Source organism: Candidatus Hydrogenedens sp. (assembly GCA_035361075.1).
Lineage (GTDB): Bacteria > Hydrogenedentota > Hydrogenedentia > Hydrogenedentales > Hydrogenedentaceae > Hydrogenedens.
Window position 1 is genome coordinate 1 of record DAOSBX010000053.1, and the last position, 20,284, is coordinate 20,284.

The 20,284-nt window shown below is 37.2% G+C and carries 15 protein-coding genes; 13 read left to right on the plus strand and 2 right to left on the minus strand.

Going from position 1 to position 20,284, the window contains the following annotated elements:
• Positions 1-260 precede the first annotated feature (260 nt).
• The gene (locus tag PLJ10_12470) at positions 261-1,241 is read right to left on the minus strand and encodes a prepilin-type N-terminal cleavage/methylation domain-containing protein (protein ID HOK10457.1); all 981 of its coding nucleotides are present in this window, start codon (positions 1,239-1,241) and stop codon (positions 261-263) included.
• A gap of 262 nt (positions 1,242-1,503) precedes the next feature.
• Between PLJ10_12470 and PLJ10_12475 the strand changes: the two genes are divergently transcribed.
• Positions 1,504-2,859, plus strand: a complete 1,356-nt coding sequence (locus PLJ10_12475) for a hypothetical protein (protein ID HOK10458.1) — start codon at positions 1,504-1,506, stop codon at positions 2,857-2,859.
• Positions 2,860-3,047: 188 nt separating this feature from the next.
• On the plus strand, positions 3,048-3,965 hold the full coding sequence (locus PLJ10_12480) for a radical SAM protein (GenBank protein HOK10459.1): 918 nt from the start codon (positions 3,048-3,050) through the stop codon (positions 3,963-3,965).
• Positions 3,966-4,018: 53 nt separating this feature from the next.
• On the opposite strand, the gene PLJ10_12485 is transcribed toward PLJ10_12480, so the two are convergent.
• On the minus strand, positions 4,019-6,241 hold the full coding sequence (locus tag PLJ10_12485) for a hypothetical protein (GenBank protein HOK10460.1): 2,223 nt from the start codon (positions 6,239-6,241) through the stop codon (positions 4,019-4,021).
• A gap of 277 nt (positions 6,242-6,518) precedes the next feature.
• Between PLJ10_12485 and PLJ10_12490 the strand changes: the two genes are divergently transcribed.
• From PLJ10_12490 to hydE, 11 genes are all read left to right on the plus strand, one after another.
• A complete protein-coding gene (locus PLJ10_12490; GenBank protein ID HOK10461.1) occupies positions 6,519-7,214 on the plus strand; it encodes a redox-sensing transcriptional repressor Rex in 696 nt (231 codons plus the stop codon).
• Positions 7,215-7,242: 28 nt separating this feature from the next.
• Positions 7,243-7,773, plus strand: coding sequence for an NADH-quinone oxidoreductase subunit NuoE (gene nuoE, locus PLJ10_12495; protein ID HOK10462.1), 531 nt, complete (start codon positions 7,243-7,245; stop codon positions 7,771-7,773).
• 13 nt (positions 7,774-7,786) lie between these two features.
• A complete protein-coding gene (locus PLJ10_12500) occupies positions 7,787-8,158 on the plus strand; it encodes a (2Fe-2S) ferredoxin domain-containing protein (GenBank protein HOK10463.1) in 372 nt (123 codons plus the stop codon).
• Between the two features lie 27 nt (positions 8,159-8,185).
• Positions 8,186-9,661, plus strand: coding sequence for a beta-galactosidase (locus PLJ10_12505; protein HOK10464.1), 1,476 nt, complete (start codon positions 8,186-8,188; stop codon positions 9,659-9,661).
• A gap of 63 nt (positions 9,662-9,724) precedes the next feature.
• A complete protein-coding gene (nuoF, locus tag PLJ10_12510; GenBank protein HOK10465.1) occupies positions 9,725-12,796 on the plus strand; it encodes an NADH-quinone oxidoreductase subunit NuoF in 3,072 nt (1,023 codons plus the stop codon).
• A 19-nt stretch (positions 12,797-12,815) separates the two neighbouring features.
• Positions 12,816-14,588: an NADH-dependent [FeFe] hydrogenase, group A6 gene (locus PLJ10_12515; protein ID HOK10466.1), complete on the plus strand. Its 1,773-nt coding sequence runs from the start codon at positions 12,816-12,818 to the stop codon at positions 14,586-14,588.
• Between the two features lie 117 nt (positions 14,589-14,705).
• Positions 14,706-15,101, plus strand: coding sequence for a response regulator (locus PLJ10_12520; GenBank protein HOK10467.1), 396 nt, complete (start codon positions 14,706-14,708; stop codon positions 15,099-15,101).
• Positions 15,102-15,147: 46 nt separating this feature from the next.
• Positions 15,148-16,545 (plus strand): [FeFe] hydrogenase H-cluster radical SAM maturase HydG, encoded by a 1,398-nt coding sequence (gene hydG, locus PLJ10_12525; protein HOK10468.1) that lies wholly within the window; start codon positions 15,148-15,150, stop codon positions 16,543-16,545.
• 5 nt (positions 16,546-16,550) lie between these two features.
• Complete coding sequence (locus tag PLJ10_12530; protein HOK10469.1) at positions 16,551-17,969, plus strand: aspartate ammonia-lyase; 1,419 nt, start codon at positions 16,551-16,553, stop codon at positions 17,967-17,969.
• A 14-nt stretch (positions 17,970-17,983) separates the two neighbouring features.
• Positions 17,984-19,234 carry a [FeFe] hydrogenase H-cluster maturation GTPase HydF gene (hydF, locus tag PLJ10_12535; protein HOK10470.1) on the plus strand — a complete coding sequence of 417 codons (1,251 nt, stop codon included), beginning with the start codon at positions 17,984-17,986 and terminating at the stop codon, positions 19,232-19,234.
• 12 nt (positions 19,235-19,246) lie between these two features.
• A partial coding sequence (gene hydE, locus PLJ10_12540; GenBank protein HOK10471.1) for a [FeFe] hydrogenase H-cluster radical SAM maturase HydE occupies positions 19,247-20,284 on the plus strand: 1,038 nt, incomplete at its 3' end.

The window sequence follows — 20,284 nt, forward strand, 5'->3', positions numbered from 1 at the left end:
GGAAAAAATTACAAAGTTCTTAAAGACCCTAACAGGGGAATATCAAGGAAAATTAATCCAATAAACAAATACGTTTTCTAATTGATAGAATGAAATAACTTTATAATTAGTATCAAGTAATAAAAAATAAACGTATGTGATTCTTCTTCAATTTGGAAGACATAAATTTAGAATGGGCGAATATATATCCGCCCATTCTATTTTCACATTATATATAAGCATGTAATAATTCAGCTTGGTTAATTAAAAAAAGGCATTTATTAAATAAACATACCTATAACTTCCGCCATACCTGCATTTACAGGAGGAGTTCCAGCACCTGTCGGGTTTAATGGGTCTTCTGCCACATAACGGATAAATTCTACATGCCCATCCATATAAAGCACATTAGAACCTCCTGGAATATGATTAAACCCTTCTGTCTTGGTTGAAACATGGTCAAGCATAATCCATACGGAACTCTGTGCTTGAGCAGAAGCAGCAGGGTTATTAATATCCGTAATTAAGAACCTTTCAATACCTTCTCTAAGTCTATATACCACATTCCCTCCGCCATTCCCATTACCTGCTGTTACAGGTACATCTTTATCAACAAGATTGGGCCATTGGGACGGATTCATAAAAACAGGAACGAGGGTATTCATTGCAAGTTCAACAACTTGACCAGGCCCAGTTACAGACTGATTAATTAATGGAGGAACTGGGGGTAGTGTCATCGGATTGTCTGTCGTTTTAGCACGGTCCAAAACCCAGCCAATATATATGTAGCTTTCATCTATCGCAGCTGCACCGTAATGCTCATTAGTACATAACCAGCCTGCTGTATTTTCTCCTGTTGCATCATTGGTAACATCTTTAATAGTACTTTGTGCATCAGAGGGACAAAAGATTATTGCAGGGTCAGTTAAATATTCAGGATACAAAGTCGTTAAATCAGGACCCATCGCAAGGAATACAGACCTCTGGAAAGTAGTGTATGTCGGGTTGGCGACATCGCAATCTCTGTAAATAGGTTGAGCACCTTCCCTTACGAGAATTCGTGGAAACCGTTCACCTTTCGTTTCATTGCAATACATCTTGAATACTAATCCCCACTGCTTCAAGTTATTCTGACAGCTTGACCTTCTCGCCGCTTCACGTGCCCTCGCTAACGCAGGTAATAAGATAGCCGCAAGAATTCCGATAATAGCAATGACGACTAACAGTTCAATTAGTGTGAAACCTTTCTTACTTTTCTTCATATAAAACCTCCTATCGTTAAATTGTTAATATTTTATTGATGCTATTAAGCATTAAACATACAATAATTCTGCCATAAACTAACTAAAAAGTCAAATTTTTAAGAATTACGTATGTTTTATAATTCTGTTATAGAAATAGAAAAGCCTCTACTATTGAGTCATAAAAGTTTAAAAATATACTTCTATAAAGATAAATTTATTATAATATTTATAAAAACATTAGATATTAATAAAACACAGATATTTTATAGGAGATGGTAAAATGAGAATGAGATGTATTGGGTTAATATTGTCGTATGTAATTTTATTCTCAATAAAATCTACAGCAATTGTTTGGGAATTTCATGGTAATAATGAAGGATGGTATCCTGGGAATGAATATGTGCAAGATTTTCAAGTTAGTGGTGACGTGTTGTCTTTTCGTATTACAGGAGGTGACCCATCAATTTTGAGCCCAAATAATCTGAAAATAGACGGTTCAAATTTCCATTTCCTGCATGCTGAAATCGAATTTAATTCAAGTATTACAGGTAATGCCCAGATATATTTTATTACAGAAGAAGATAGTAATTGGAGTGAGGAAAAAGCAGTTTATTTTCAGGTCGTTCCTGGAAAACATACATATCTTATTAACATTCCCCAAAAAATACTATATCCCAATAAATGGTTGGGACAAACCATTGAGCAGATTCGGTTTGACCCACCTGAATATCAAGAAAACAATGTGAAAATATATTGGTTCGGTATTACATATGGAAGTGTATGGGAATTTTCAACCGATGGATACTATGATGGTTGGGGAGGATTCAACTGTATTGAAAACTCACAAGTTACAAATGGCTATTTGTTCTTGGAATTTAATTGTGGAGACCCCTATATTCATTCTCCATACGGATTGAGGTTGAACGGTTACGATTACCCATGGTTGCAAGCAGATATTGAATACTCCACTGAACAAGACCACTGGTTCCAATTATTTTTTATTCACTCCTCTGATGAAATCTGGGACGAACAAAAATCAGTAGTTTTTCCTGCTCGTTTAGGCAGACATGTTTATCTTATTAATATTCCACAGACGTTATCTGATTTAGGGAAAAGTCCATCATTATGGAATGAAAATATGATTACACAAATACGGTTCGACACAGGTGGAGTATATCCAGGGAACATAAAAATACATTGGATTGGGCTTTGTAGAGATTCTACATATCAGGGAAATGGGCAGGCTCCCGCATCTGAACGGGTAAAAATCTATCCGAGTGGTAGTATCAAAATAGAAGAAGGTGGCTCTATTGACTTACGGGTTCAACTCACAGATGTCGCCGAACCCTATTTTGTTCGTTGGACTCATAATGGCGAAGAAATAATAGGTGCTCAACAAACACGCCTTATAATTAGAGATGTTGATATTGCCAATGGAGGTTCATATCAATGTGTAGTTACTGATAGTGCCAAGGCTTTACTCTATTCAGAACCTGTTTATGTTGATATAGTTCCACAGGGGACTATACCTGCCTCTAATGGCTTATCCATAACAATAATAACCACCTTATTCGTTATCGTAAGTTGTGTTTATCTTCAGAAAAAGAAGAGGGGAGTGTCCTTAAAAAGAGATTAGATAAGATTTGGAAACAAGATATTGGATATAACATGTGGGAAGGATAAATATATAATTTCCTTATCAAGTATTTTGTTTAAAGTGATTTTATTCACATGGCTTATTAACAATAATGTATATGTACATTATTCAAAAGTTTTAAATGAATTAATTTAAGATAGTAATAGATGTAGTCAAAGGACTTGGGAATGGAGGATAGGAAACCTGTATATCTTTATATTAGTGAAGATATAGAAAAACAGTGTTTTAAATGGGCTCATGAGTTATTAAAAAATTGTTGTGTTTGTCCACGAAACTGTGGTGTTAATAGATTAGAGAATAAGACAGGTCATTGTAAGATAGGTCGATATGCACGAGTATCCAGTGCTTTCCCTCATTTTGGAGAAGAGCCCTGTTTAGTCGGCTGGCATGGCTCTGGGACGATATTTTTCAGTGGTTGCAATTTAAATTGTGTGTTTTGCCAGAATTATGAAATTAGTCAGTATCCTTCGGGTTCAGAATGTTCACCAGAAATCATTGCAGAGATGATGTTAAATCTACAATCATTAGGTTGTCATAACATTAACTTAGTATCACCATCTCATGTAGTCCCTCAAATTATTGAAGCATTAATCATTGCCAAACACGGTGGATTGCAAATTCCTATTGTTTATAACACAAATTCCTACGATAGTGTTGATTCATTAAAAATACTTGAAAACTGGATTGATATTTACATGCCCGATATAAAATATTGGAACGAAGAAACCGCATGGAACTATTCTAATGCAAAGAATTATCCCGATATAGCAAAAGAATCTATAAAAGAAATGCATCGTCAGGTAGGGGATTTAATAATAAATTCCGATGGAATTGCCCAGCGGGGATTATTAGTAAGACATCTCGTAATGCCCAGTTTAATTCATGAAACAAAAGAAATTTTGAAATGGTTATCAATAAATATTTCGAAAAACACCTATATCAATATTATGGAGCAGTATCGACCCACATACAAAGTTCCTGATAATCCACGTTATTCGTCAATCTCACGAAGACCAACATGGGAAGAAATTGAAGAAGCTATCTGCTTTGCAAAACAATGCGGATTATCACGACTTGACAAATAAAAACCCCTTAAACATATTTTATGTTTAAGGGGTTATGTTTTAATTCTGATTATTTATCTTGCATATTGTTTTCTGATGAGTATCACAGTACACAAAGTTATAACGCTTACAAACAATATAAGTGTTAATGTGGAACTAATAGGAACTTCATCAGAAATGATAACATGAAATTCATAAGTGGCGTTGGTTTTCTGTCCATTATCATATTCACAAATATATGTTCCTGTATCCTCAATTTGTGCATTGGGAATCCAGAGAGAACGACAATGAGTGTTTAAGCCTCGTGATTCTAAATCTCCATTTACTTTACTCCATTGGAAAGTTGAGTTATTCGCCACAGGGTCTGGAACACGCAGACATATATCAGCCCCGACTTCAAAAATACCGCCTAATGTGGATGATGAATGACAATCTTCACAATCTGAACCAGGATAAACGTCAGGATTAAGTGCAGAATTAAGATATGCTTGCTTTTTATCTTCATAGTTCATGTTAGAACGGACAAAATATTCATATTCTTGCTTATTCGTCCATCCATCACCATCCGCATCCCCATCAGGTCCAAAATATTGAGGTAAGGTCTGATAATTAAATGGATAAATTATGTTTACGTGTATATTGAAACTGGGGTCTATAGCTTGTGCCGCTATAGAAATTACAGTGGGTATCATTGTAGATTCTTGATTCCCTAAGGTCATATAACCCGCTAACATTTGAGGTAAGCCATAAAAAATAGTATTTACAATACTTCCTTCGCCACCACAGTCAGTAACCATTCTCTGCATATTATGATCGAAAGTGTTGACAGCAATTTGATGACTTACCCCTCCATTGGCTGTAAAATCAATAGATGGATTGTTATAACATTCTGTAATAAGATGAAATTCCAATGAGTCTAACATTCCATTTCCAGAAATAACAATAGGATCTATAGATATTTGTCCGCCGTTCAAATCGCATTCCTCTGGACTAAACGAAAGCCCTTCTGCTCCCTGGTCTCCTAATAAAACATAATAAGCGCTTAAATTTTCATGTAAATATTGCATACCTGCTACAATTTCATGGTCAGGTTGCCTTATAAAATCATGATACTCCCAAACACCGTTATAGCAAAAATCCCCATTCCCTTCTGCATTTCCCGTGCCGGGTCCTCCCAATGGTTTTGAGGTGCTGTCTACGATAGAATCATCATCAATCACGCAAAGTGTAACATTTCCAACACCACCAGTAATATCTACAACTACATTGTAAATCTGATTCGCCTGAACATTAGTAACAGATAAGATAGGAAGGGGAGAGGATAGACTGTCCTTTGCATTAAAATCGGTTATATCAACATTGGAAACAGGCTCACTAAAGGTTACTGAAAAAGTCATTGTATTTCCATTAGAAGAAACACTATTAATCAAATAAACTTTTGGATAATCCAACCATTGAGTAATAAATTCAGACATACATCTCTGTGCTAATATTCTGTAACCTGCTTGAGATAAATGAATGTCACCATCAAAAAGTCCATCGGGGTGAACTAATGAGCAAGGGTCACCTCCAGGAAAGGGAGAGTAAGAAGGATAATTACCAGGATAAGGAACTGAATAGGGAGGTAAATTTGTGGGTGTTGATGTCCCAAAATGATATTGCATTAATCCAAGGTTGTGAACATAATATACACGGGGTTTACTATCTGCAAGTACCTTTTTGGCTTGCTCAAAACGAACAAAAGCATTTTGTTGGTCACAAATCGAACATCCACCACGGTCTCTTCCTGCAAAAGTATATCCACATAAGGCTACTCGAATATCAGGTCTAACAGCTAAAATTTCATCTATAATACCACTCATATAATTTACAATAGTGTTTATGATATATGCTTCCTGTGCAGGATTGGAAAGCATATCACAATTCCAACGAGAGGTTTGAGGTGTACCTCGTAGAAAATCATTTCCCCCTAACGTCATAACAACAATGTCAATAGTCGGATATTTTTCTAATTCTTCCTTTACATTTTGAATATAATTATATTCCTCTGGATAAAACTCAAAAGCTCGAGCCCCCATAATAGCAGTGCGACTACCTATCTCTCTTAGATGCTCCATTCCAGGTGTTTCAAGAAAAATTTCTTTAAAGGTTCTAAATGCCCACATAAAACCAGTCCAGCTATCACCAACTAATAGAACTCGTGGGACCTCTTCTTGAGCAAATGCAAATAAACTACTAAACAAAATCAATGCAGATAAAAAGAATGCACAACATGAACGTAAAAAATGTAGTTTCATTTCTGTCTCCTTTCTGTTTATATTCTTAAAAATAAAAAATAACAATTAAACCTTATTTAAAATTATATCATAATAAAAAGAAAAATTCAATAAAACTTAGTAGATACATTTTTTCAATTAAAAAATAAAAATTTAAATAAAAAATTATTTTTTACTTGACATGAGACTAATTATATGTTATAATTTGTTCATAGTTTCACAATTATACTTAAAGGTAAGTATATAAAGTTTGTTCAAATTTTCACAAATAATTTAACTTAAACTTAAATAAATTATTATGGTATCTGAAAAAACAGTTGAAAGATTAAGTTTATATCGCCGTGTCCTACAGCAATTAAGGGTAGAGGGTAAAGAAACAATAATGTCTCATGAACTTGCTATGTTACTCCATATTAAACCATCACAAGTTAGAAGAGACATTATGCAATTAGGATATTCTGGAGTTCCAAATAGTGGTTATAAAATTAGACCTTTATTAGAAAGTATTGCTAATTTCTTAGATTCACCATTACCACAAAGTGCAGTGTTAGTTGGAGTAGGACATTTAGGACTTGCCTTATTAGCGAACTTTGCTGGTCGTTGGAGGCAGTTGGCTATACGTGCCTCATTTGATAAAGACCCAGAAAAAGTAGGGCAAACGTTTCATGGTTGTAAATGCTATCCAATGTCTGAACTAACACGAGTAGTTAACGAGACAAAAAGTATGGTGGGGATTATTGCCATACCAGGTGAAGGAGCTCAAAATGTATGTGACTTACTAATCCATGCTGGGATTCGGGGTATTTTGAATTTTTCACCCTTGCGAGTAAAAGTCCCCGATTACGTTTTTGTTGAACATGTTGACCTTTCAGCTACATTTGAAAAAGTTGCATTTTTTGCACGACGAATGAAACATTACGAAAAAGAAGAATATTGGAAGACAGAAAATGATAATATGGAAGAAGAAAAGGAAACCTTACTAACAAACCAATAAATAAAAACTTTTTTATAGGAGAAAATATATGAACAAAGAAACAAAACATGCTTGCGTTGAAGAGGCAAGCGAAGAAGAATTACTAACTCGTCTCGACGGAATTATTGCAGAATATCGAGACAAGCCAGGTGCACTTATTCCTGTTCTGCAAATTGCACAGGCTATGTTCGGATATTTACCCGAAAGTGCACTAAAAAAAATCAGTTTAGGATTAAACAAATCCTATAGTGAAGTGGCCGGTGTTGTTACTTTTTATTCATTCTTTTCAACGCAACCTCGCGGAAAACACACAATACGTGTTTGTTTAGGGACTGCCTGTTATGTTCGTGGCGGAAAACAAGTGTTGTCTGCTTTGAAAGACAAACTAAAGATTGATGTTGGCGAAACTACAAAAGATAGAATGTTCTCATTAGATGTGGCTCGTTGTTTTGGGGCTTGTGGTCTCGCTCCAGCCATTATGATTGATAATGAAGTACATCAAAGAGTTAAGCCCGCTAAAATTCAAGCAATCCTTGATATGTATATTGATAAAAATATAGAAGAAAAGTCAACAAAATAAAGGAGATTTTATTATGGCAGATATAATTCGTTCACCAGAAGACCTAAATGCTTTAAAAGAAAAAGCACTCAAAGAAATTAATATCCGCTCACAACAAAAAGAGTTAGTAGTAACGGTCCACATGGGAACATGTGGCATCGCAGCTGGTGCCAGAGATGTCTTAAAAAATTTAGTGGCTGAACTCTCGTCTCAGGGTATTGACTATGTAACTGTTCGTCAGTCTGGATGCGCTGGTTTATGTGACCGTGAACCTATGATTACAGTTCTTCAAAAATCTTCAGGAACTGAATATCGATATGGCAAGTTGAACGCAGAAAAAGTGAGAACTATTGTTCAGCAACATATCATATCTGGGAAACCAGTAATGGAATACCTTATTTCGTAATTAAACAATCATTCTTTGGGTTTACAAATGGATAAATGGATAATTAAAAACAAAGATGATGTAAAAATTGTAATAGGAATAGTGTTGATTCTTATTTCCTATCCACAATTTTGTTTTTCATCAGATGTAGAATTCGAGGTTGTTCATCCAGAAGACACAGGTGAAGCACTTATTAATCCAGGGATGGGGTGGGTTCTACATTTCTATGACAATGTCCCTGAAAATTATGGTTCTAAATTAGAGCCATCAGATACGGTAGACGATTTCCCAGGATTGACTGTGATCTATCTCCGTATCGCATGGTCCTTTTTAGAGCCAGAAGAAGGCAAATTTAATTGGTCTGTTTTGGATACCCCTGCCCAGAGATGGATTGCTAAGGAAAAGCAAATTGCACTCCGCATCACATGTAGTGAAACACCTATTCAATGGGCAACCCCAAAATGGGTTTACGATGTCGGTGCTAAGGGCTATTTCTTTACACCACTACAAGGAACAAAAGAAGACGGAACACATTGGGAACCTGATTATAGTGACCCTATATTCTTAGAAAAATTAGACCATTTCTTACAAGAGTTAGCAAAACGGTACGATGGCAACCCTGAAGTTGCCTTCATAGATATTGGCTCATTAGGTGTCTGGGGAGAAGGGCATACGTGGCATAGTTCACAACAAAAAATCAGCGTCGAGACGGTAAAAAAACATATAGACTTGCACGTCAAACATTTTAAAAACACCTTAATCGCTTTGAACGATGATAGTATTACCAATGGACAAAAGATAACAGAATTGTCACCAGAGCAAAAAGAGATAATCGCTTATGCGAAAGAAAAAGGCTTAACCCTTCGCGATGATAGTATATTAGTTCAAGGTGGAGAGTATGCGTATATGAGTGCAGGTATTGCACAGGAGTTTTGGAAAGATAAAGCGGTGATTTTAGAAAGTGAACATTATGGCAATTCTAAAACAAATGGACATTGGGGAGACGGAACAAAATATCTACAAGCAGTAGAGGAGTATCATGCAAGTTATGCATCGATTCATTGGTGGCCCAGAGAATTCTTACAAGAGCGAAAAGATTTGATTGATAAAATGAATCTTCGGTTAGGTTATCGAATACTTCCTACCGAGATTAAATGGCAGAAACAAGTGAAAATCTCTAACAATCGATGGGATGTCGAGTATCAATTTGCTAATAAAGGAGTTGCACCTTGTTATAAAGGCGGTTTTCCAATATTTACATGGAAAGATGATAAAGGTGGAATTGTCGCCACATTTGTTGACGATACTTTTAATGTAAACACATTGCCAGTTAGTTTGCCTAATGAAGTTCAGACTATAAAACGGAAAGCCACATTTTTACTTCCCTACTTATTAAAAGAGGGAAATTATTCAGTTTACGTTTCCATCGGAACACGTACAGGAACACCAGTAATACAATTACCTATCTCAAATAAAGATAATGAGAAACGGTATTTAGTAGGACAGGTTGAAGTTATCCCATAAAGGTTTATGTTTATGAAAGATAAAAATATAAGAAAACATAATTTTATAGAAAGGAGATAAAATATGAATTTAGTTCGAAGTCATGTGTTAATCTGTGCGGGCGCAGGATGTGTCGCCTCAGGCTCTATGGAGGTAAGCAGTGCTTTCTCAGAAGCACTTGCAAAACATGGTTTATCAGAAGAAATACAAGTAGTACATACAGGATGTCTAGGTCCATGTGCCATTGGTCCTGTGGTTGTTATTTATCCTGACGCCATTTTCTATCAAGGTGTCAAAACAACAGATGTTGAAGACATCGTCGTTGAACATCTGTTAAAGGGTCGACCAGTCAGTAGATTAAATTTTAAATCTACGACAACCTCTCAGATTATACCTGCATTGCAGGAAATCGGTTTCTTTAAACAACAGACAAAAATTGTGTTAAGAAATTGCGGTATTATCGACCCTACAAAAATTGAAGAATATATAGCCAGGGATGGTTATCAAGCCTTAGCAAAGGTATTAACCCAAATGACACCCGAACAAGTTGTAGAAGAAGTCAAAAAATCAGGGCTACGTGGTCGAGGCGGTGCAGGGTTCCCGACAGGAATTAAATGGGAAGTTACAAGAAAAGCACCAGGAGATAAGAAATATGTCCTTTGCAACGCAGATGAAGGAGACCCAGGTGCATTTATGGACAGAAGCGTTCTGGAAGGCGACCCACATAGTGTTATTGAAGCAATGATTATTGCAGGATACGCCATTGGTTCTGACCAGGGATATATTTATGTCCGTGCAGAATATCCTCTGGCAGTTGAAAGATTAAATATAGCGATAGCACAAGCCAGAGAATATGGTTTATTAGGCAAAAACATTATGGGAACGAATTTCAGTTTTGACCTTGAAATACGTATGGGTTCTGGAGCTTTCGTATGTGGTGAAGAAACTGCATTGATGCGTTCTATCGAAGGAAAACGTGGCGAACCCAGACCGCGTCCACCGTTCCCCGCATATAAGGGTTTATGGGAAAAACCCAGTTTGTTAAATAATGTCGAGACCTATGCAAATATCCCTGTGATTATATTAAAAGGTGCTGATTGGTTTGCCTCAATAGGAACAGCGAAAAGCAAAGGGACTAAAGTATTTGCACTGGCAGGAGCAGTAAACAATACAGGATTAGTCGAAATTCCAATCGGTACACCATTAGGCGAAATTATTTATGACATCGGTGGTGGAATTCCACGAGGCAAACAATTTAAAGCGGCACAAATCGGAGGTCCTTCTGGTGGGTGTATCCCAAAACAGCACTTGAATGTACCAGTAGATTACGAGTCATTACAAGAATTAGGAGCGATTATGGGTTCTGGCGGATTAATCGTTATGGATGAAGATACGTGTATGGTAGATATGGCTCGTTTCTTCCTTGATTTCGTTCAAGATGAATCTTGTGGTAAATGTGTCCCATGCCGAGTTGGAACGAAAAGAATGTTAGAAATTGTAACGAGGATTTGTGAAGGTAGGGGAGAGGAAGGTGACATTGAAAAGTTAATCGAATTGGGACAAAAGATTAAAGATGCTTCCTTATGCGGTTTAGGACAAACAGCTCCAAACCCAGTTCTTTCCGCTATTCGCCATTTCCGTGAAGAGTTTGAAATACATATAAGGGAACACAGATGCCCAGCAGGTGTGTGTCCTTCCCTTGTTCGGGCACCCTGTATGAGTGCTTGCCCAGCAAATGTATACATTCCAGGTTTTGTTTCTCTTATCGCAGAAAAACGGTATGCGGAAGCGTTGCGGGTTCACAGAGACCAAAATCCATTTGCTTCTGTTTGTGCTCGGGTTTGCTTCCATACCTGTGAAGATAAGTGCCGTAGAGCCACATTAGATGATGCAGTATCTATACGTGGATTGAAACGGTTCATGGTCGAACAAGAAGTAACAATTCAACTTCCTGAAATCCGTGAAAATGAACAAAACCTCAAAAGAAAGATTGCAATAATAGGTGCAGGTCCAGCAGGGCTAAGCTGTGCATATTTCTTAGCACGGTTGGGCTATCAACCACGTGTATTTGAATCTGCACCCAGACCAGGTGGTATGTTGGTTCAAACAATTCCTGCTTATCGATTACCCCGGGAAGAACTTGCTCGTGAAATTCGTATGATAGAGAGAATGGGAGTTGTCATAGAAACGGAAAAAGCATTAGGTAAAGACTTTACATTACAAAGTCTAAGAGATGAAGGCTATGAGGCTATCTTTTTAGGTATTGGGGCTCCTATGGGACAAAAGTTAAGAATTCCAGGAGAAGATGCAGAAGGTGTAGTAGAAGCCATTGATTTCCTTCGTGAATACAATTTGCGAGGTTCTGTCCCTGTCGGTAAGAAGGTTGTAGTTATTGGCGGTGGAAATGCCGCAATTGACGCAGCTCGAACTGCAATACGATTGGGTGCCAAGAAAGTTACTATTCTATACCGTCGAACAAGAGAAGAAATGCCAGCATATAAAGAAGAAATAGAAGAAGCGGTTAACGAAGGTGTGATTCTAAAAATGTTAGTTTCACCACTCGAAATTATTACAAAGGGCAAAAAAGTTGTTGGTGTAAAATGTCAACACATGTGGTTAGGTGAATACGACCGTTCAGGACGTCGTAGACCCGAAGCAAAATCAGGTGAAGAACCCTTCATTGAAGAGGCTGACCAGGTTATTGCAGCTATTGGTCAAACAGTCAACTTAAAACAATATGTAGATGGTTTAGATGTCAAATTAAATCCCTCAGGGTTTTTATGGGTCGACCCTGTATATAATCAAACCTCAGTAGAATGGTTATTTGCTGGTGGTGACATTAGCACAGGACCTGCTTCGGTTGTAGAGGCAGTTGGTGCTGGTGAACGAGCAGCAGTAGGTATTGATAAATACCTAACTGGCGAAGAACATGCATTCTGGAGAGAACCATATATCGTGGATACAGAATTTGACCCCGAATCCGACCCAGTCGATTTCCCAAGAGCAAAAATGAGGCTATTACCTGTTGAAAAACGTGTCCACAACTTCAACGAGGTTGAAATGCCATTTACTGAAACCATAGCAATGCGAGAAGCAAGACGTTGCTTACGTTGCGATTACCGTGAAACAAAAGTAACTGTAAATACACAAAAATAAAAAGATAGGAGATTTAATTATGCCAAAAGTAACCATAGATGGAATTCAGATTGAAGTTCCCGAGGGAACGACTATATTACAAGCAGCAAAAAAAGTAGGAATTCAGATTCCAACATTATGCTACTTGGAAGAAATTCAAGCAATTGGTGCTTGTCGTGTTTGCGTTGTTGAAGTTGAAGGAGCACGTACCCTTGTCGCTTCATGTGTCGCTCCTGTTGCAGATGGTATGAAAATACATACGAATTCAAAAAGAGCACGCGAAGCCCGAAAAACAGTAGTGGAATTGTTATTATCAGACCATGATGGCGATTGCCAGATTTGTGTCCGCAATGAAGATTGTGAATTACAAGCATTAGCACGAACCCTTGGGATAAAGGAAATTCGCTATCAAGGTGAAAAAAGCAAACAGATTATTGACGATACGACACCTGCTATTGTTCGGGATACATCAAAATGTGTGCTATGCAGAAGGTGTGTTACGGTTTGTAATGAAGTTCAGGGTGTCGGTGGATTATTCCCCCAAAATCGTGGCTTTGAAACAGTAATAGGTCCCGCATTTTGTAGTGATTTAGATGATGTTGTATGTGTCCAATGCGGTCAATGTGGCGCTGTGTGTCCTGTAGGTGCTATTGTGGAAAGAGACCAAATTGCCGATGTCTTCTCCGCATTAGACGACCCTACAAAAACAGTTGTTGTCCAAACAGCCCCTGCAATTCGTGCCGCATTAGGTGAATGTTTTGGTTTACCACCAGGGACTTTAGTTACAGGAAAAATGGTTACAGCACTTCGTAGATTAGGCTTCCATGCCGTTTTTGATACAAACTTCGCCGCTGACCTTTGTATTCTGGAAGAAGGTACAGAATTACTTACCCGTTTGAAGAAAAAATTAGTAAACGGTGAAGACATTGCCTTACCTATGTTTACCAGTTGTTCACCAGGCTGGATTAAATTTTTAGAACATTTCTACCCAGATATGATTCCCAATGTCTCTACATGCAAATCGCCTCAACAGATGTTCGGTGCTATCGCAAAGACTTATTATGCAAAGAAAATCGGTAAGAAACCCGAAGATATTGTAGTTGTTTCTATTATGCCCTGCACCGCAAAGAAATACGAACATCAGCGTCCAGAAATGAATAGTTCTGGCGTCCGCGACGTGGATTATGTGCTAACAACACGTGAGTTAGGCAGAATGATAAAAGAAGCAGGTATTGATTTTGTCAATTTGCCAGATGATAAGCAAGATTCACCATTAGGAATATCCACAGGTGCTGCGGATATCTTCGCAAATACGGGTGGTGTTATGGAAGCAGCAATTCGAACTGTTTATGAAAAAGTAACAGGTCGTGAACTGCCTTTTGATGGACTTCATGTCACACCTATTGAAGGACTTGAAGGAATTAAAGAAGCCTCTTTGAAACTTGAAAAATGCGTTCCTGATTGGTCCTTCTTGGAAGGAGCTACTGTAAATGTCGCAGTCGCACATGGGTTAGGTAATGCAAGAGCATTGATAGAACGAGTTCGCTCCGGAGAAAAGGCATATCACTTCATAGAAATTATGACCTGCCCCGGTGGATGTATTGGCGGTGGGGGACAACCCCGACTCACAGATAATTCTGTCCGTCTCGCTCGCATTCAGGCAATATATAAAGAGGATGAAGGAAAACAACTTCGTAAGTCCCACGAGAACCCAGATATAAAGAAGTTATATGAAGAATTTTTAGGACATCCTAATAGCGAAACTTCTCATCATCTATTACATACACACTATAACCCGAGAACAAAGGTATAGAACAATCATTATAAAAGGGGAGTGTTAATAAACACTCCCCTTTTAATATAAAAAAGTTGTATAATAAAAATACATAGGACTTTGTAGGGTGTGAGTAAATATGTATAGGAAACAAAAATGAATCAGAAACTTATAATGGTAGTTGATGATGATATTGATGTGCAGGATTTCTGTAAAATCGTATTAGAGAGAGAAAATTATAAGGTAATAACATTTTCCAATTCAGAGAGTGCCCTTGAATTTCTATCAAACAACACCCCCTCCGTAATTATTACTGATTTAATGATGGGTGGAATTGATGAAGGTATCCAGTTTGTTAATAAAGTTAGAGAATTTAATGATGATAAAGCACATATTCCCATTATTATGATAACAGGTATAAATTCAAAATTGGGATATGACATTAGCCCCCGTTCTGATGAAGAAAAGAAGCAGATGAAAATTGATGAATTTATATCAAAACCTTTAAATCCTAAACAATTAATTAGCGTACTAAAAAAAATTAGCAAATAAATATCCTTATTGGATATTTTCTAATAAAATATAAGGAGAAAAAATTATGAGTTCTAATGCAGAAACAGTTTTTATTAATGAAGAGGCAATATTTGATACTCTTAAAAATAGCGTCAGGAAAGATGCCATCTATATTAGAGAAATTCTTGCAAAAGCCCTCGAATTAAAAGGACTGAATGAAACAGAAGTGGCTACCCTTGCAACGATTAGTGACCCTGACCTGTTAAAAGAACTTTTCGATACAGCCCGAAAGGTAAAAGAAGAAATTTATGGTAAAAGGCTGGTTCTTTTTGCTCCACTTTATGTCTCAAATCTTTGTAAAAATGAATGCTTATATTGTGCGTTCCGAAGAAGTAATACATTAGTCCGCAGAAAGGCATTAACACAAGATGAAGTGAGGAAAGAAGTGGAAACATTAGTTGACCAGGGTCATAAACGAATTTTATTAGTTGCTGGTGAGTCCTATCCTTCCGAAGGATTTGATTATGTCATTCATTGTATAGAAACAATTTATAGTGTTAAAAGAGATAGGGGAGAGATACGACGTGTCAACGTAAATATAGCCCCCTTATCGTTAGAGGAATTTAAAAGACTAAAATCTGCAAAAATTGGAACATATCAATTGTTTCAGGAGACATACCACAGAGAAACATACCAGAAAGTTCATGTAGGTGGACTTAAAAAAGATTTTGACTGGAGAATCACCGCGATGGACCGTGCTATGAAAGCCGGTATCGATGATGTAGGTGTCGGTGTCCTTTTTGGCTTGTTTGATTGGAGATTTGAAATTCTTGCTCTGATGCAACATATTAAACATTTAGAGGACACCTTTGGTGTAGGATGCCATACAATAAGTGTTCCCCGACTTGAACCTGCAGTAGGTTCTGACTTGGCTTCACATCCACCTTATCCAGTATCAGACCTTGATTTCCGAAAAATTGTAGCCATATTAAGACTTGCAGTGCCTTATACAGGAATAATTATGTCAACCCGTGAAACACCTAATATACGGAGAGAAACCTTTGCACTGGGTGTCTCACAAATCTCAGCAGGCAGTAGAACCAACCCCGGTGGTTACACGGGTAGCGAAGAAGAGGACATGAGTCAATTTTCCTTAGGTGACCACCGCAATCTGGATGAGGTTATCCGTGATATAACACAATTAGGTTATATACCTTCGTTTTGCACTGCATGTTATCGTTTAGGTCGGACAGGTGCTGACTTTATGGACCTTGCAAAACCAGGACTTATCAAAAATCATTGTGAAGTAAATGCACTAAGCACCTTCGCAGAATATCTCGAAGATTATGCCTCTCCTGAAACAAAACACATAGGTTGGACAAAGATTAAAGAAATATTAAACACAATGCCTGAAGTCCGAAAAACACGTACAGAAGAAATGTTGGCTCGTGTGAAATCAGGCGAACGAGATGTCTATGTGTAAATGCTATGTCAGACTACCGAATTGAAACCGATTTATTAGGTGAGAAAAAGATCCCTGCGGATGTCTATTGGGGTATCCATACTGCTCGTGCAGTAGAAAATTTTCCTATTTCCCGACACTCAGTTCATTCAGAATTAATCCAATCTTATGGAATTGTAAAACTCGCATGTGCAAAAACAAATTATTCGTTAGGATACTTAACACATCCTCCTAATAAATCATCGGCTATATTTAACGCATGCGAGGAAGTAGCAATTGGTAAATGGAATGACCATATTATTGTGGATGCTCTACAGGGGGGAGCAGGAACCAGCACAAATATGAATATCAATGAAGTAATTGCAAATCGTGCCTTGGAAATTTTGGGCTATTCGAGAGGAAAATATGACATCATTTCCCCATTAGATGATATAAACCTACATCAATCTACAAATGATACTTATCCAACAGCTTTAAAACTTGCTACTATAAGAATGTTACGAAGATTAGAAACCGCAATTATTTTTCTTTTAGAGTCATTTCAAACTCTTGAAAAAGAGTTTTCAGATATCGTAAAAGTAGGACGAACAGAACTTCAGGATGCAACGTTAATCACATTAGGTCGGGAGATGGGTGCCTACGCAGATGCTTTAGCACGAGATCGCTGGCGTATCTATAAATGTGAGGAGAGGTTACGCGTAGTAAACCTTGGGGGCACCGCAATAGGAACAGGGCTGGGTGCACCAAGAGATTACATTTTCCGTGTCGTAGATACTCTGCGAGAGTTATCGAATATTGGCTTTTCAAGAGCAGAAAATTTGGTAGATGCAACTCAAAATCTTGATGTTTTTGGAGAGGTATCAGGAATTATTCGTTCATATGCGATAACCCTCAACAAAATCGCTAATGATTTACGATTGATGTCTTCCGGACCCGAAGCAGGTCTGCGAGAAATTCAACTTCCACAACTACAAGCAGGTTCATCCATTATGCCCGGAAAAGTGAACCCTGTTTTGCCTGAAGCGGTATGCCAGGTTGCAATGTTAACATTTGGATTTGACCAGACTATCACATATGCCTGTTCTTCCGGAAACCTTGAACTAAATCCTTTTCTTCCCTTGATTGCACATTGTTTATTAAATACAATCGAAATGCTAATAAATGTAACACAACTATTCGCAGAAAAATGTGTTAAGGGAATATCACCAAATCGTGATGTTTGTAACAGGTATATAAACACTTCTACAGCAACCCTAACTGCTCTTATACAAAAAATAGGTTATGAAAAAGCATGTATGATTGCCAAAAAAACAGGCAATTCAAAAAAAAGTATTCGAGAAATTGTATTAGAAGAAGGAATCTTAACTCCTGAAGAATTTGATACTCTTTTAGCACCCGAATCCGTTTGTAAATTAGGTTTTACAGACCAGAATAATAAAAAGTAGTTTAGGAATCGATTATGTTTAGAGCCTCACCAAAATCATTTCGACTGCATATTGGTTTTTTTGGTAGAAGAAATGTTGGAAAATCCAGTTTACTTAATGCAATTACACGACAAAATGTCTCAATTGTATCTGAATCCGCAGGAACCACAACAGACCCCGTAGAAAAACCTATGGAACTATTACCATTAGGACCTGTCCTCTTCATTGATACCGCAGGTATTGATGATATCGGTGCTTTAGGGGAACTCCGAATACAGAAAACACGCCAAATTTTTGACCGAACCGATGTAGCAGTTATTGTTACCGAATCCGGTATATGGGGAGAATTTGAAGAAAGCTTGTATAACGAGTTTAAATCAAGAAATATCCCGATTGTTATTGTGTTTAACAAAGTAGACCTGCACGAACCCGATGAAACACTATGTAATAAGTTTAAAAATGAGAAAATTTTATATGTAAAGACTATTGCATCAAAGCAGGATGGTATTAGTGAACTCAAAAATGCCCTCATTTCTTCAGCCCCCGAAGATTTTATAAATAGTCCAACGATTTTAGGAGATTTGGTAGCTCCTGGTGAATTGGCTGTGCTTGTCGTGCCTATAGATAAAGAAGCACCTAAAGGACGACTTATTATGCCTCAGGTTCAATCCATCCGTGATTTGTTAGATAACGATGCTATGTGTGTTGTTGTCAAGGAAAGGGAACTCCGTCGAATTTTAGAACAATTAAAAACCCCACCTAAGATTGTTGTTACCGATTCACAAGCATTCTTAAAAGTCGTCGCAGATACTCCTCCCAATGTATGGGTTACAAGTTTTTCAATATTATTTTCAAGATTCCGTGGAGATTTAATTACACAGGTGGAAGGAACTCTTGCTATCGAATCATTGAAACCCGGAGATAAAATACTTATTGCAGAATCATGCTCGCATCACCCTATTGCCGATGATATAGGAAGGGTTAAAATACCAAGATGGTTAATGCAATATGTCGGTGGAAAATTAGAATTTGATACTGTTCAGGGAAATGATTTTTTTTCAGATTTAACAAAATATAAAATGGTTATACACTGTGGAGCATGCACACTCAATCGCCGTGCTATGTTAAATCGTATTATGCATTGCAAAAAACAAGGGATACCAATAAGTAATTATGGGTTAACCATAGCCTATTCTTTAGGTATCCTCGAAAGGGCATTAGAACCGTTCCCATCCGCATTGGAAATATATAAACAGAAAACAATAAAAAAAGTTGCAAAACATTAAATAAAATAAAACATGGATAAAAAAGATATTATTAACTGGCTTCGTGAAAAAAACGAAGATAAATTAAGCGAACTATGGGAAATGGCAGATTCTATCCGCAGTAAATATGTAGGAGAAGAGGTGCATCTTCGAGGTTTGATAGAAATATCAAACTATTGCAAAAAAAACTGTCTATACTGTGGAATACGAATTTCTAATAAAAAATTAACCCGATATAGAATGGAAGACAGCGAGATTTTGGAGTGTGTGGAATTTGCCAAAAGAAATGGCTATGGAACAATAGTCCTTCAATCCGGGGAAGACCCCGATTTTACAAAAGAAAAAATTGCCGAGTTAATTAAAAAAATAAAAGAAAATGCAAATGTGGCTATTACATTAAGTTTAGGGGAGCAGGAAAAACACACATTAGAATTATGGAAATCTGCTGGAGCAAATCGTTATCTTCTTCGATTTGAAACTTCAGACGAAACACTATTTAATGAAATTCATTCATCAAAACAAGCAAAGAGTTTAGAAAACAGAATTAAACAACTAAAAATGCTTAAACAATTAGGCTACGAAGCAGGAAGTGGAATAATGATAGGAATACCCTATCAAACGTATGAAAGCATCGCTAATGATATCCTACTATTCAAACAATTAGACCTTGATATGATAGGAATAGGACCATACATTCCTCATCCCGATACACCTTTAGGACAGGAATACCTTAATGAATATAAAAAAGATGATGAAAAATTTGTGCCAAACACAGAATTAATGACATATAAAGTCCTTGCATTGACCCGAATTATATGTCCAACCGTAAACATTCCTGCCACCACTGCCCTTGCAACTGTAAATACGCGAGAAGGTCGCATTTTAGCCCTGAATAGGGGAGCCAATGTTATCATGCCGAATCTCACTCCACCAAAATATAAAAAATTGTATGAAATTTATCCAGGTAAATCGTCCGCTGATGAACCTCCAGAAATTATTCATCAAAGTATAATGAAGATTATAGAAAAGGCAGGAAGAAAAGTAGGAACAGGGATGGGAAATCGTAAAAAA